Below are 14,831 nucleotides of genomic sequence, written 5' to 3'. Positions count from 1 at the left end.
CAAGGTGCGGCAGCGCACAGACGTTTTGTGGCGTGGGCTTTACTGTGAAGACATCGGCGATGGACAGATCGCTGAACCCTCCCGAGGCGTGGCCCCTGGCCGCGCTGTCCGATCCCTTCTTCACAGAAAGCCCACCATGAAACTCACACAACGCTTCTCTTTCCTGCTGCTCGCCGCCGCCGCTTTCACCTTCATCGGTGGCTGTGCTTCCTCGACCACCCAGGAAAGCACCGGCCAGTACGTGGACGACACGGCGATCACCGCCAAGGTGAAGGCCGCGATCTTCAAGGAAGACACGCTGAAGTCCGCCGAGATCAACGTGGAAACCTTCAAGGGCGCGGTTCAGCTCAGCGGCTTTGTGGGCACCCAGTCCGACATCGATCGCGCGATCCAGGTCACGCGCGCCGTGAGCGGTGTGCGCACGGTCAAGAACGACATGCGCCTGAAGTGATCGGGCACCCGCCCGCTCATCGCCATCCCACCCGCATTTCAAAGGCATTCTCATGAACACCACCAACGACAACTTCAAGCACCTGGGCGATGACGCCGCCACCCTGGCCAGTGCCGTCGCCCAAGGGACCGAACACGCCGTGCGCTCCGCCCAGGAAGGCCTGACCGTGGCCCGTGACCAGTCGGGCGCCGCGCTCAAGCAGTTCGCCCAGCACACCGAAGCGCTCGCGCACGACGGCATGGAGGCGGTCCGCGAACGCGCGCACCTGCTGCGTGAAAAGTCGATGCACGCCAAGGACGTGACCACGACCTACATCCAGCACGAGCCGGTGAAGTCGGTGCTCATGGCCGCCGCCGTGGGCGCCGCGCTCATGGGCCTGGTGGCCTTGTTCAGCCGCCACAGCGGCACCGGCCGCTGACCGCCGAGGCGCGCTCGTGATCCACCCGGTGTTTCGCCTCGCCGCGGCGCAGCCCCTGTGGCTGGCGGAGCACGCGGCGGCCTACGCCAGCCTCGTGTCCGAAGAGCTGCAACTCAGTGGTCGCTGCCTGCAGCGGCGCCTGGGCCTGCAGCTGGCCGGAGCCGCCCTCCTGCTGGTGGCCCTCACGCTGGCGGGCGTCGCGGTGCTGTTGTGGGCGTCGTTGCCCGGTGAGGGCACACGGGTTCCCTGGCTGTTCTGGTTGACGCCGGTGTTGCCCGCCGTGCTGGGGGTGTGGGCCTTGCTGCTCGCCCACCGCCAGGCCCCGAGCGGTTCGATGGACCGCCTGCGTGGACAGATGGGCCAGGACCTGGCGCTGCTGCGCTCACCACCGGCCGCACCATGAAACCGTCGCACCCCCTTCCCGCCACCGATATGGCGACCCTGTCTTCGCTCGCCAGCCCGGCGAGCGTGCGCCTGAATCAGAACCGCGAGCGCCTGGCCCGCTGGCTGGCCAGCGACCGCGCCCAGCGGGCCCGGCCGTCGCTGATGGGCTGGGTCGCCAGCGCCGCCTGGCCTTTGATCAAGGGCCTGCGCGAGCACCCCTCGGCCTCGCTGGCCGCGGGCGCGCTGTTCCAGCGCCTGCTGCGTCCGGCGCCGGCGACGGTGGTGATGCCCGCGCCCATGGCGACCCCCCCGGTGCCGGTGCTGGTCCAGGGCCTGGGCCTGGTCCGCCGACACCCGCGCACGGTGGTCGCCGTGGCCGCTGTGGCGGGCGCCGTCTGGCTGTGGCGCCGCTCCACCACCCGTCCCCCCCAGCGTTGAAAGAAGGACATCCCATGCTCTACACCATCGCCGTCGTGCTGCTCATCCTCTGGCTGCTGGGCCTGGTCACGTCGACCACCCTGGGCGGTTTCATCCACATCCTGCTGGTGATCGCCGTCGTCATGGTGCTGCTGCGGGTGATCACGGGACGCAGCCCGCTGTAGGTCCCGCCCGGCCGCTGTGTGCGGTAACGAACAGACCCGGTGGGCGGGGTCGGGCAGGGTCGAGGCTTGCCGCCCATGGGGCGGTGTTCACGGAAGTAACGATGTCAGAGACCCCTCCCCGCAGCGACGCCGCCGAGCCCGGCCGCCACAACGCCTTGCTCAAGGCGGGTGCGCTGCAGACCGCCATCCTCAACAGCCCCAATTTTTCGATCATCGCGACCGACGAGAAGGGCATCATCCAGCTCTTCAACGTCGGGGCCGAGCGCATGCTGGGCTACCGCGCCGACGAGGTGATCAACCGCGTGCGCCCGAGCGACATGCACGACCCGATGGAGGTGAGGGCCCGCGCCATGGCGCTCAGCGTGGAACTCGACACACCGATCGCACCGGGCTTCGAGGCCCTGGCCTTCAAGGCCTCGCGCGGCATCGAAGACATCTACGAACTCACCTACATCTGCAAGGACGGCAGCCGCTTTCCGGCCATCGTGTCGATCACCGCGCTGCGCGACGACTACGGCGACCTCATCGGCTACCTGCTGATCGGCACCGACAACTCGGTGCGAAAGCGGGTGGAGCAGCAGCTCAACGAGGCCGTGGACGCGGCCGAGAAGGCCAACCGCGCCAAGACCGATTTCATCTCCAGCATGAGCCACGAGCTGCGCACGCCGCTCAACGCCATCCTGGGGTTTGCGCAGCTGGTGGAGTCGGGCACGCCCGAGCCCACCCCCACGCAAAAACGCAGCATCGACCAGATCCTGAAGGCCGGCTGGTACCTGCTGGAGTTGATCAACGAGATCCTCGACCTGGCGCTGATCGAGTCCGGCAAGCTCTCGCTCTCGGGCGAACCGGTGTCGCTCACCGAGGTGCTGGCCGAGTGCCGCGCCATGGTCGAGCAGCAGGCGCAGCAGCGCGGCATCGGCATGGTGTTTGCGCGGCTGGAGGCGCCGCGCTACGTGAAGGCCGACCGCACCCGCCTCAAGCAGGTGCTGATCAACCTGCTGTTCAACGCCATCAAATACAACCAGCGCGGCGGCCATGTCACGGTGGCCTGCACGCTGAGCCCGCCGGATGCGGTGCGCATCAGCGTGCGCGACACCGGTCCGGGTCTGGCGCCCGCACAGCTGGCCCAGCTGTTCCAGCCCTTCAACCGGCTGGGCCAGGAGTCGGGCGGCGAAGAGGGCACCGGCATCGGCCTGGTGGTGACGCAGCGGCTGGTGCACCTGATGGGGGGCGAGATCGGTGCCGACAGCACGCCCGGCGTGGGCAGCGTGTTCTGGGTCGAGATGGCGCTGACCGAAGCGCCGCAGGCGATCGCGCAGGGCGACGCGCTCCCCGCCGACGCACCGCGCCCCGACGCGCTGCCCGGCACGCCCCAGCACACCCTGCTGTACGTGGAGGACAACCCGGCCAACCTGGAGCTGGTCGAGCAGATCATCGGGCGGCGTACCGACATGCGCCTGCTCGGCGCGGCCGATGCCAGCCTGGGCATCGAGTTCGCCCGGGTGTACCAGCCCGAGGTGATCCTGATGGACATCAACCTGCCGGGCATCAGCGGCATCGAGGCCATGAAGATCCTGCGCGCCGACCCGGTCACCGCGCACATCCCCGTCATCGCGCTGAGCGCCAACGCCGTGCCGCGCGACATCCAGCGCGGTCTGGACGCGGGCTTCTTCAACTACCTCACCAAGCCCATCAAGGTCACCCAGCTCATGGACGCGCTGGACGCGGCCCTGCGGGTGGCCGAAGCCACCAGCGGCCCCGCCGCGCACCAGGAACCCGCATGAACCTCACCCCTCTGGAGCGGCTCAATGCGCGCATCCTGATCGTCGACGACCAGCCGGCCAATGTGGCCCTGCTCGAAGCCATGCTGGCCGATGCCGGCTACACCCGGGTGTCCAGCACCACGGAGCCCGACAAGGTCTGCGCGATGCACCGCAGGGCGCCGTTCGATCTCATCCTGCTCGACCTGCAGATGCCGGGCATGGACGGCTTCCAGGTCATGGAAGGCCTCAAGGCCAGCACCGCCGACGACGACTACCTGCCGGTGCTGGTGATCACCGCCCAGCCAGGCCACAAACTGCGCGCGCTGCAGGCCGGCGCCAAGGACTTCGTCAGCAAACCGTTTGACCTGGTCGAGGTCAAGGCGCGCATCCACAACCTGATCGAGGTGCGCCTGCTGCACCGGCAGCTGGCGCGCCACAACCAGCACCTGGAGCAGCGCGTGCTGGAGCGCACCGCCGAGCTGCGCGAGAGCGAAGCGCGCTACCGCGCCCTGACCGAGCTGGCGACCGACTGGTACTGGGAGCAGGACGGCGAGGGCCGCTTCACCAAGGTGTCGGGCCCGGTGCTGGAAATGCTCGGCCTGCAGGTGGACACGCTGAACGGTGACGGCGGTGCGGCGTCGCCCGGCGGCGACGGCTGGAACCTGACACAGCGCAAGACGCTGCAGGACCGCATCGCGGCGCGCGCCCCGTTTCTGGACATGGTGCTCAGCCGGACGCTGCCCGACGGCACGACCCGGCAGTACCGCGTGAGCGGCACACCCATGTTCGACGCCGGCTGCACGCTCGTCGGCTACCGGGGCTTTGGCGTCGAGATCGTCGGTTCACCGAAGTGAACCCAAGACCCCCACCCGGAGCGAGATGCCTGCGCTCCTTCCGGAGCGAAGTGCCCCCCGCAGGATGCGGTGGAACCGGCTCCGCCGGGCCACTCGCATCGCCCCCTGGGGGGTGACGCGAAGCGGCGCGGGGGGAGCCCTCACTCCCTCGGTTCACCGTCCCCGGTCACGGTGACGGTGCGGCCGGGGGGCGAGCTCATCTGCACATGGTGCGTGACGCCCCGGAACTGGTAGCTCACGTCCCAGTAGGCGGGCTCGCTGCTGGCGGCGGTGTTGCTGCAGCGCTGCACGTCGCGCGTGTTGCCGTAGCGGTCGTTGCCGACGTTGGAGCCGATGTAGGCGCCGGCCACCGCGCCGCCGGCCGTGGCAATGTCCTTGCCCCGTCCGCCGCCGACCTGGTGGCCGAGGATGCCGCCGATCACACCGCCGACGATGGCGCCGCCCACGTTGGGCTGCTGGCGCTGGGGCGCCACCGCTTCGCGCTCGATCCAGCAGCGCTGTGCGCTCTGGCCCATGACCGCGCGCACCGAGGTCACCTCGGCTTCATACAGCCGTTCGCGGTCGCGGCGGCGGTAGTCGGGCCGTTGTTGCTGGCTGGGGGTGTTGTAGACGGGGTTCTGCGACACCGGCTGCTGTTCGTACACCGGGTAGGGCGCGGCACAGCCGGCCAGGGTGAGCACGGCCAGGGCCATGACGCCGAGGGCGGCGGGGCTGCGAAACGTGAGTTTGGACGTGGGGCGCATGATGGTCTCCTGTTGGGGTGACTCACGGTAGGCGTTCTGGCGGGCCGGGTCTGTTCGAAGGCGCACAGACCCGGAAGGGTGTTCGCCGTACAACCTTCACTCAGCTCCGACCTCTCCCCGTTCCCCCTCTCCGAAAGCGCCCATCATGTCCAACACCTCCCCTCTCGAACCCCGCTGGGACACCGCTTCCATGGGCCTCCCGGCGGACATCTCCTCCACCGAGCGTTCGGCGCTCAGTGACCACCTGAGCCTGTGCGGCGCCCTGCGCGGTCCGCTGCAGAGCCTGCAGGCCGGTGCCAACGAAATGCGGAGCATGCTCGCTGGCCGCGTGGTCACCTCGGCGCTGGTGATGGTGGTGCTGGTGGGCGGTTCCTGGTTGATGCTGTAAGTGGCAGATGCACGCCTGTCGGCCCAATGGAGCTGGGTGCCGAAACGGCTGGAACGCACACTGGATGCCGCGCGCGGCCTCGCGCTGGACCCCATCCGCTCCGAGCTGTTCGGGGTCGAGCGGTTCGAGCAGCACGGCCGCAGCCTCGGTGCCACCCACCGCGCCGGCCCCGCCCGTTTTGGCCAGGCCACGTTTTACCCGCGCCTGCAGAGCAATGTGCGCACCCTGCGCGCGGCGCACCAGTTCATCGCGCTCGAAGCGCTCGACGGCAACGACATCAGCCCGGCGGCCGAGTGGCTGCTCGACAACTTCCACCTGATCGAGGGGCAGCTGCGCGAGATCCGCGAAGGGCTGCCACCGCGTTATTACCGCTCCCTGCCGGTGCTGCAGGACGCCCCGCTGGTGGGGCTGCCGCGCATCTACGGCGTGGCCTGGGCCTTTGTCGCCCACACCGACAGCGCCTTCGATGAAACCCTGCTGGTGCACTTTCTCGACGCCTACCAGGAGGTGCGCGAACTCAACCAGGGCGAGCTCTGGGCGCTGCCCACGACCCTGCGCGTGGTGCTGGTGGAGAACCTGCGCCGCCTGGCCGACCGCATCGCCAGCCACAAGGCCGCGCGCGAACTCGCCAGCCTGAGCGCCAGCCGCATCGACACGCTGAGCCTGTCCAACGTGCAGGACATGCGGGTGCTGATGGACCGTCGCGGCGTGGGCCAGGTCTTTCTGTCGCACCTCGCCCAGAGCCTGGTCGGGACGGTGCCGGCCGCCGACGACGCCACGCTCGCGCAGGTGCGCGCCTGGCTGCAGCAGGCCGTGCCCGACCTCGCCGCGCTGCAGACCCAGCAGCACGCGGCCCAGGCCGCCGACCACCTGAGCGTGGGCAACGCCGTCACCGCGCTGCGCCTGATCGGCGCGGCCGACTGGGCCGGCGTGGTCGCGCGCACGAGCCGGGTGGTCCGCGTGATGCTGGAGTCGCCGGTGTTCGAGGCCGAGGACGACGCCACCCGCAACACCACGCTGCACGGCATCGAGCGCCTGGCGGCCCAGAGCGGCCAGGGCGAGGCCGCGGTGGCGCAGGTGCTGCTGGGCCTGATGCGCCAGCACGCCGACCACACCGCGCTGGCCTCGCACTGGCTGCAGGGCGAAGGGCGCGGGGCGCTGGAGCAGACGCTGGGCCTGAAGCCCGGCGCGGCCAGCCTGTGGCGCTCGACCCTGAAGGTGTCGCGCACCCCCGCCTACCTCGGTGCCCTGCTGGTGGGCGCGCTGCTGCTCGTGGCGGCGCTGCTGCACCAGCCGGGCTGGCTGTCGGCCGGCTGGCCCACGCAGCTCGGCACCGTGTTCGTGGCGCTGCTCATGCTGCTGCCCGCGTCGGAGGCCGTGGTGGCGGTGGTCAACCGGCTGATCAGCGAATCGGTCAAGCCCTCGCACCTGCCGCGCCTGCTGCTGGCCGGGGGCATACCGCCCACCGCCCGCGTGATGGTGGTGGTGCCGGCCATGCTGACCCACCGCGCATCCATCGACCAGCTGGTGCACCGCCTGCAGTTGCACCACCTGGCCAACGCCGAGGCCCACGCGCAATTTGCCCTGTTGAGCGACTGGGCCGATGCCGACACCGAACACCGCCCCGACGACGACGACCTGGTCGAACACGCGAAAGCCGGGCTGGCCGCGCTCAACGCGCGCTATCCCGAGGCGCCGGGCCATCCCCCGCGTTTCCTGCTGCTGCACCGGGGCCGCGTGCAAAGCGCCACGCAGCGCAACTGGCTGGGCTGGGAGCGCAAGCGCGGCAAGCTGGAGCAGCTGGTGAGCGCACTCGCCACCGGCACGCCCGGGCCGTTCTTCGACCTGGGCGAGCTCTCTCGCATGGCGCCGGACACGCGCTACATCCTCACGCTCGACAGCGACACGCAGCTGCCACCGGGCCGCCTGCGCACGCTGGTCGGCGTGGCCGAGCACCCTCACAACCGGCCCCGGCTCGACCCGACCGGGCGGCGCGTGCTGCAGGGCTACGGCATCCTGCAGCCGCGCGTGGTGCCCCCGCTGGCGGAGGACGGTGTGCGCACCGCCTGGCAGTGGCTGTTCGACGGCCAGGCCGGCATCGACCCCTACAGCGCCATGAGCTCCGACGTCTACCAGGACCTGTTTGGCGAAGGCAGCTTCACCGGCAAGGGCCTGCTGCACGTGGCCGCGCTGCACGCCGTGCTGGCCGACCGCATGCCGACCGAGCAGGTGCTCAGCCACGACCTGCTCGAAGGCGCCCTGGTGCGCTGCGCCGTGGTGACCGACGTGACCCTGATCGAGCCCGACCCCGGCCACGCCGATGCCGCCGCCGCGCGCGGCCACCGCTGGGCGCGGGGCGACTGGCAGCTGCTGCCTTTCCTGCGGCGCCCTCGCGACTGGCCTCTGGGCGCCCTCAACCGCTGGAAGCTGCTGGACAACATGCGCCGCTCGCTGGTGGCACCGGCCTCGCTGCTGTTGATCGGCCTGGCGATGCTGGGCGTGGGCCTGTCCTTGCCCGTGGCGCTGGCGCTCACGGTGGCCGCCTACAGCGCGGGGCCGCTGATGGGTGCGCTCGCGGGCTGGGTGCCCGGCCAGTGGCACCTCGCGGGCGAGCGTTTCGTGGCCACGGCCGCGGTCGACCTGCTGCGCGCGGTCGGCGGCGGGCTCTGGCAGCTCGCCACGCTGCAGCAGCAGGCCTTCGCGTCGCTCGACGCCGTGCTGCGCACGCTGTACCGGCTGGCGCGGAGCCGGCGGCACCTGCTCGAATGGACCACCGCCGAGGCCGCCCAGGCGGGCCTGAGCACGCGCCTGTGGCCCACGCTGCGGCGGCACCGCGCCGAGCCGCTGGCCGCGCTGCTGTGGCTGGGGGGCCTGTGGCTGAACGCGCTGTGGCTGATGGGGCCGCCACCCAGCGCCCTGACGCTGCTGGTGCTCGCGCTGTGGGCGCTGGCCCCGCTGCTGGTGTGGGGGGCCAACGCGCCGTGGCCGCGCCGGCACGGTGCACTGAAGGCCGCCGACCGCGAGCTGCTGGACGGCGTGGCGCGCGACACCTGGCGCCTCTTCGAGCGCTGCGTGGACGCGCAGAACCACCACCTGCCGCCCGACAACCTGCAGGTCTCGCCCTACGAGATCGTGGCGCACCGGACCTCGCCCACCAACATCGGCCTCTACCTGCTGAGCACCGCCTGCGCGCGCCAGTTCGGCTGGATCGGCACGCAGGAGCTGCTGGCCCGGCTGGAGGCGACCTTCGCCACCCTGCAGCAGATGGAGCGCCACCGCGGCCATTTCCTGAACTGGTACGACACCGAAACCCTGCAGCCGCTGCTGCCGCGCTATGTGTCCACGGTGGACAGCGGCAACCTCAGCGCGCACCTGCTCACGGTGGCGCAGGCCTGTATCGAACTCGCGCGCGACCCGCACGAGGTGGCGCTGGGCCTGCAGGCCATCGAGCGCTCGCGCCAGCGGCTGTTGCCCCACCTGCCGATGCTGCAGACCCTGCTGCACCAGCCGCTGCCGCACACCGCCATCGCCTGCCTGCTCGACACCCCGCAGCCCGCGCCGCACGAGGCGGTCGCGTGCGCCGCGTTCCGCGCGCTCCTGGTCGAAGCCCAGGCGGAACTGGGCGGCCTGCTGCATTCGCGCAACCCCGCCATCGTCAACCACGCCGCCACGCCCCAGGACCAGCTGCGCTGGCTGCTGGCCGACCACCTGGCCATGCTGGCTTCGGCGCAGCGCGATGTGGCCGCCCAGGGCGCGGGGGGCTGTGAACGGGCCACCGGGCGCCTGCTGGCGCTGGCCGGGCAGCTGGAGAGCATGGCCTGGGAGGCCGACTACCGCTTCCTCTACCACCCCAAACGCCACCTGCTGCACATCGGCTTCCGGCTCGACGAGCAGCAGCTCGACACCAGCTTCTACGACCTGCTGGCCTCCGAATCGCGCACCACCAGCCTGCTGGCGATCGCCAAAGGCGACCTCCCGGTGCGCCACTGGGCGGCGCTGGGCCGGCCGTTCTTCGCGAGCGGGCGGCGCGCGGTGTTGCGCTCGTGGTCGGGCTCGATGTTCGAGTACCTGATGCCCACGCTGGTGATGGCGCAGCCCCGCGACAGCGCGCTCCACGAGGCCGCTTCGTCGGCGCTGCAGGAGCAGATGGCCTTCGTGCAGGGCACCGTCATGCCCTGGGGCATTTCCGAGAGCGCCTACGCCGGGCAGGACCACACCCTGGCCTACCAGTACGCGCCGCAGGGCGTGCCCCGGCTCGCGCTGCGCCGCACCCCGGTGGCCGAGCGGGTGATCGCGCCCTACGCCACGGCGCTGGCCACCCAGGTGGACGCCGGCCTGGCCTGCCGCAACCTGCGGCGCTTGAGCGAGCTGTCGGCGCGCGGGCGCTACGGCTTCATCGAGGCACTGGACTACACGGTGTCGCGCCAGACCCACGGCGAACGCTTCACCCTGGTCAACACCTTCATGGCGCACCACCAGGGCATGAGCATCGTCGCGCTGGCCAACGTGCTCTGCGGCGGCGTGGCGCAGCGCTGGGGCATGGCCCACCCGCGCATCGAAGCCGTGTGTTCGCTGCTGCACGAGCGCGCGCCGCGCGAGCTGCCCGGTCTGCCACCGCCGGAGCGCCTGCCCCAGCAGGGCCAGGCGCGCCGCGCGCCCGACCATGTGCGCACCCTGCACCCCGGCGCCCAGGCGCTGGAGCCCACGCACCTGCTGTCCAACGGCCGCTACAGCCTGACGCTGCGCTCCAACGGCGCGGGCTGGAGCCGCTGGGGCCAGACCGGCATCACCCGCTGGCGCGACGACGCGCTGCGCGACGCCTGCGGCGCCTTCGTCTACCTGCGCCTGGGCGGCAGCGGCGCGCCGGTGTCGGTCACGCGGCACCCCGCGCCCGACCCCGAGGCCAGCTACCAGTGCCGCTTCCACACCGACCGCGTGTGTTTCGACGCCACCTGGCCCGAGCTGCGGGTGTGCACCACCGTCTGGGTCAGCCCGGAGGACGACATCGAGCTGCGCAAGGTGGTGCTCGTCAACCGCAGCAGCGAGCCCATCGAGCTGGAGCTGATCTCGGCGCTGGACATCACCCTCACCAGCCACGCGGCCGACGAGGCCCACCCCGCGTTCTCCAACCTGTTCGTGAAAACCGACTGGCTGCCCGCGCAGCAGGCGCTGCGCTGCGTGCGCACGCCCCGCCTGCAGACCGAGAGCACGCTGCAGGCGGCGCACTTCGTGGCCAGCGCCGAGGGCGAGGTGCTGGGCCTGCGCTGCCAGACCGACCGCGCCCGCTGGCTCGGCCGGCTGCACACGCCGGGCCAGCCGCTGGCCCGCATGGACGCGGTGCCGCTGCAGGCCGCGGCGCTGCACACCGGGCTGGACCCGGTGGCCGCGCTCGGTGTGCGGCTGCGGATCGCGCCCGGCGCGCAGGCCACCGTGACCTTCGGCACCGCCGCCAGCGACGACGCGGCCACGCTGCTCGCGGTGGTCGACAAATACCGCCAGCCCAGCTACGTGGAGCGCTCCTCGGTGGTCTCGGCCACGCTCGCCGGCATCCCGTCGTTCGGGAACCGCGCCCGCACCGACCACCTGCCCGTGCTGCACGCGCTGACCACCGCGATGGTGCTCACGCTGCCCCGGGCCGACGGTCCCCCCGCCCCCGGCGCGGTCGCGCCCCCGGCCGCGCCGCCGCTCAGCGACCGGCGCACCTTGTGGAGGCTGGGCATTTCGGGCGACCGGCCGCTGCTGCTGGTGCACGCCGCAGCGCCGCAGGGCCTGGCGCTGCTGCGCGTGCTGGCGCTGGTGCTGCGCGAGTGGTCGCGCGCGGGCGTGGCCTGCGACGTGGTCGTGGTCAGCCGCGAACCGCATTCGTACCAGATGCCGCTGCAGCGTGAGCTGGCGCTGCTGCGCGAACAGCACACCGCCGACCTGCAGGCCCGCCCCGGGCAGGCCGTGACCGGCCTGCACCTGTTGCGCTTCGACGAGCTGTCGCCCGAGCAGGTCAGCACGCTGCAGGCCCTGGCGCGCATCCAGCTGCAGGCCGACGGCCAGGCCCTGTCGCACCAGGTGCGCGCCTGGTGCGACCGCCACGAGGCGCCGGTGCCGCGCCTGTGGAGCGGCCTGAGCCTGGCGCCCGAACCGGTGCCGCTGCGCCTGGGCGAGTCCGCGACCGTGCCATCGACGGGCCGCTTCACCGGGCCGCGCAGCGACTTTGCCTTCGAGGTCGGGGCCGGCCTGGCCCCGGCGCGGCCCTGGACCAACGTGCTGGCCAACCCCGGTTTCGGCGCGATCGTGTCCGAGAGCGGCGGGGGCAACACCTGGGCCCTCAACAGCCGCCTGAACCAGCTCACCGCCTGGGCCAACGACCCGGTGGGCGACCCGCCGTCCGAGTGGTTCCTGCTGCAGGACCGCCGCACCCGCGAGGTCTGGAGCCTCACCCCCTCGGCCTGGGGCGCCGACGCCACGCGTTACCAGGTGGCGCACACCCAGGGCCTGACCACGATCCGCCACCACCGCGGCGAGCTGGCCGTGTCGGTGAGCTGGTGCGTCGACCCGGACAGCGCGGTCAAGCAGGTGCGCATCCGGCTCGAGAACCTCGGCGCGGGCAAGGCGCACCTGCGCGTCATCGGGCTGGTGGAGTGGATGATGGGCGAGAAGCGCAGCGACCGCGCCACGCTGCGCTGCAAGCCGTATTTCGTGAGCCAGCCGGGCGCGGGCCTGATCGGCCTGCTGTGCACGCAGACGGAGGCCGCCGGCGGCTTCGGTGGCGGCACCGCCTTTTTCTGCGAGTCGCACGAAGGGGTGGACGACCCCGAGGGCCTGGACTGGACCTGCGACCGCCGGGCCTTCTTCGGCGCGCAGGGTCAGCTGGTGCTGCCGCAGCGCCTGGGGCAGCAGGGCGGGCAGGGGCTGGACCCGTGTGCCGCGCTGTCGCGGCCGGTCACGCTGCGCGCCGGGGCCACCCTGGAGCAGGTGTTCCTGCTGGGCTACGCGCCCGACGCCGACGCGGCCCGCACCCTGATGCGCCAGGCCCGCCAGACCACCGCCCCCGAGCGCGAACGCGCCACCCAGGCGCGCTGGGACGGCCTGCTCGGTGCCGCCCAGGTGACCACGCCCGACCCGCTGCTCGACGCCATGGTCAACCGCTGGCTGCTCTACCAGACCGTGTCCTCGCGCCTGTGGGCCAAGGCCGGCTTCTACCAGGCGGGCGGCGCCACCGGCTACCGCGACCAGCTGCAGGACGCGATGGCGCTGGTGTGGGCGCGGCCCGCGCTGCTGCGCGACCAGATCGTGCTGTGTGCCTCGCGCCAGTTTGAAGAAGGCGACGTGCAGCACTGGTGGCACTCGCCCGGGGGCGCGGGCGTGCGAACGCATTTTTCAGACGACCTGCTGTGGCTGCCCTACGCCACCGCCCACTACCTGCAGGCCACCGGCGACACGGCGCTGCTGAACCAGCGCGTGGCCTTCCTCGAAGGCCCGGCGGTGCCCGAGGGCGCGGAAGACCGCTACGACACGCCCGCCATCAGCGAACAACAGGCCAGCGTGTACGAGCACGGCGCACGCGCCATCGATCACAGCCTGCGCGTGGGCGCCCACGGCCTGCCGCTCATGGGTGGCGGCGACTGGAACGACGGCATGAACCGCGTCGGCAGCGAAGGGCAGGGCGAGTCGGTCTGGCTGGCCTGGTTCCTGTGCAGCATCGTCACCGACTGGCTGCCGCTGGCGCACGCGCGTGGCGAGGTGGAACGGGCGCAGCGCTGGGACGCCGCGCTCAGGGGCTGGCGCCTGGCCCTGAACACCGCGGCCTGGGACGGCGCCTGGTTCAAGCGCGCCTTCTTCGACGACGGCAGCCCGCTCGGCTCGGACGGCCAGGCTGAGGCCCGCATCGACCTGATCGCGCAGGCCTGGGCCGTGCTGAGCGAGCAGACCCCGCCCGAGCGCCAGCGCCTGGCGATGGACGCCGTGGAGGCGCACCTCGTGGACACCGGGCACGGCCTGATCCGCCTGCTGGAGCCGCCGCTGCAACACGCCAGCCCCAGCGCGGGCTACATCCAGGCCTACCCGCCGGGCGTGCGCGAGAACGGCGGGCAGTACGCCCACGCCGGCGTCTGGGCGCTGATGGCCGCCGCCAAGGTGGCGCTCGGCGAGCCGGGCGACACCTTGGCCCGCAACACGCCCTACCGCTACTTCACCTGCCTGAGCCCGGCGCACCGCGCGGCGCACCCGCAGTGGGGCGCGGCCTACGGCGTGGAGCCCTATGCGATGGCGGCCGACGTGTACAGCGCACCGCCCTACACCGGGCGCGGGGGCTGGAGCTGGTACACCGGGGCGGCGGGCTGGCTGCACCGCGCGGCGCTGGAATCCCTGCTGGGCCTGCACCTGAAGGCCGACGACCTGTGGTTCACGCCCTGCCTGCCGACCCACTGGCCGCGCGCCGAGCTCACGCTGGAGCGCGGCGGCCGCTCCATGCACTTCGTGCTGGTGCGCGGCGAACCGCTGGCGGCACTGGCCGCCAGCACCGAGCCCCACACGCAGCTGCTGCAGGTGGGTGAGCGCCTGCGCTGGACCGACCTGCCGCAGCACAGCGGCTTCGTGATCCCCCTGCCGCCCGCCCCCTGAGCGGGCCGGCGCGGTGCCGGTCAGCCGCCACGGCGCACCACCGGGATGCTCACCGGGGGTGGTGCCTTGTGGCTGTCGGTGTGAAACACCCGGTCCCAGAACCCGCTGGTGACGCCAAAACAACAGCCGTGCGCCAGGTGGTGGTGTTTGGCGTGCCAGTATTTGCGGCGCTGCAGCCAGGCGATGCGGGAGGCCCCGTGGTGCAGGGCGTGGTGGGTGAAGGTGTAGGCCAGGTAGCCGGTCAACGCCCCCAGCGTGACCGCGCCGCCGAGCCAGGGGCCCAGCAGCGCCCAGGCGGGCACCCACACCACCAGTCCGATCAACGCGGCGCCGAGCAAGGTGGGGATGTAGATCAGGGCGGTCGGCTGGCGGTGGTGTTCGAGGTGCCAGCCCTCGAACAGCGGCAGGCGGTGCAGCACGAAGCGGTGCAGCGCGTATTCGAGGGGGCTCCAGGCCACGAGGCCCGCGGCGACACCCGCGCCCATCGCCAGGCCCATGCCCGCCGGTGTGCGCCAGGCCAGCCACACGCCCAGGCCGAGCACGGCGACGCTGCCCAGCCACAGGTCGTTGCGGTGGGCCTGGCGGCGGTGTTCTGTCCGTGACAGCGGCATGCAG

General features: G+C 72.0%; 11 protein-coding genes. 9 read left to right on the top strand and 2 right to left on the bottom strand.

The window, feature by feature from the left end; translation table 11 throughout:
• The first annotated feature begins 136 nt into the window (after positions 1-136).
• The 7 genes from IM738_RS13320 (at position 137) to IM738_RS13290 (ending at position 4,472) form a co-directional block, all read left to right on the top strand.
• A complete protein-coding gene (locus IM738_RS13320; RefSeq protein ID WP_236961240.1) occupies positions 137-451 on the top strand; it encodes a BON domain-containing protein in 315 nt (104 codons plus the stop codon).
• 52 nt (positions 452-503) lie between these two features.
• The gene (locus IM738_RS13315) at positions 504-869 is read left to right on the top strand and encodes a hypothetical protein (RefSeq protein WP_236961239.1); all 366 of its coding nucleotides are present in this window, start codon (positions 504-506) and stop codon (positions 867-869) included.
• 16 nt (positions 870-885) lie between these two features.
• Complete coding sequence (locus tag IM738_RS13310; protein WP_236961238.1) at positions 886-1,272, top strand: hypothetical protein; 387 nt, start codon at positions 886-888, stop codon at positions 1,270-1,272.
• Positions 1,269-1,691, top strand: coding sequence for a hypothetical protein (locus IM738_RS13305; protein WP_236961237.1), 423 nt, complete (start codon positions 1,269-1,271; stop codon positions 1,689-1,691). Before IM738_RS13310 ends, IM738_RS13305 begins: the two co-directional genes overlap by 4 nt.
• A 14-nt stretch (positions 1,692-1,705) precedes the next feature.
• The gene (locus tag IM738_RS13300) at positions 1,706-1,855 is read left to right on the top strand and encodes a lmo0937 family membrane protein (protein WP_236961236.1); all 150 of its coding nucleotides are present in this window, start codon (positions 1,706-1,708) and stop codon (positions 1,853-1,855) included.
• A gap of 101 nt (positions 1,856-1,956) precedes the next feature.
• Positions 1,957-3,639, top strand: a complete 1,683-nt coding sequence (locus tag IM738_RS13295; protein WP_236961235.1) for a PAS domain-containing hybrid sensor histidine kinase/response regulator — start codon at positions 1,957-1,959, stop codon at positions 3,637-3,639.
• A complete protein-coding gene (locus IM738_RS13290; RefSeq protein WP_236961234.1) occupies positions 3,636-4,472 on the top strand; it encodes a response regulator in 837 nt (278 codons plus the stop codon). Before IM738_RS13295 ends, IM738_RS13290 begins: the two co-directional genes overlap by 4 nt.
• A 140-nt stretch (positions 4,473-4,612) precedes the next feature.
• On the opposite strand, the gene IM738_RS13285 is transcribed toward IM738_RS13290, so the two are convergent.
• Entirely contained in the window at positions 4,613-5,215 is a 603-nt protein-coding gene (locus IM738_RS13285) for a glycine zipper 2TM domain-containing protein (RefSeq protein ID WP_236961233.1), read from the bottom strand.
• Between the two features lie 145 nt (positions 5,216-5,360).
• Between IM738_RS13285 and IM738_RS13280 the strand changes: the two genes are divergently transcribed.
• Both IM738_RS13280 and IM738_RS13275 read left to right on the top strand, forming a co-directional pair.
• The gene (locus IM738_RS13280; RefSeq protein ID WP_236961232.1) at positions 5,361-5,603 is read left to right on the top strand and encodes a hypothetical protein; all 243 of its coding nucleotides are present in this window, start codon (positions 5,361-5,363) and stop codon (positions 5,601-5,603) included.
• Positions 5,604-14,216 carry a GH36-type glycosyl hydrolase domain-containing protein gene (locus IM738_RS13275; protein ID WP_236961231.1) on the top strand — a complete coding sequence of 2,871 codons (8,613 nt, stop codon included), beginning with the start codon at positions 5,604-5,606 and terminating at the stop codon, positions 14,214-14,216.
• A 20-nt stretch (positions 14,217-14,236) separates the two neighbouring features.
• Here IM738_RS13275 and IM738_RS13270 read toward each other — a convergent pair whose 3' ends face one another.
• A complete protein-coding gene (locus IM738_RS13270; RefSeq protein WP_236961230.1) occupies positions 14,237-14,827 on the bottom strand; it encodes a sterol desaturase family protein in 591 nt (196 codons plus the stop codon).
• Positions 14,828-14,831 lie beyond the last annotated feature (4 nt).

This window comes from Hydrogenophaga sp. SL48 (assembly GCF_021729865.1).
GTDB lineage: Bacteria > Pseudomonadota > Gammaproteobacteria > Burkholderiales > Burkholderiaceae_C > Hydrogenophaga.
The sequence above is the reverse complement of the archived record's forward strand: the minus strand, read 5'-3'. Positions and strand labels throughout refer to the sequence as shown.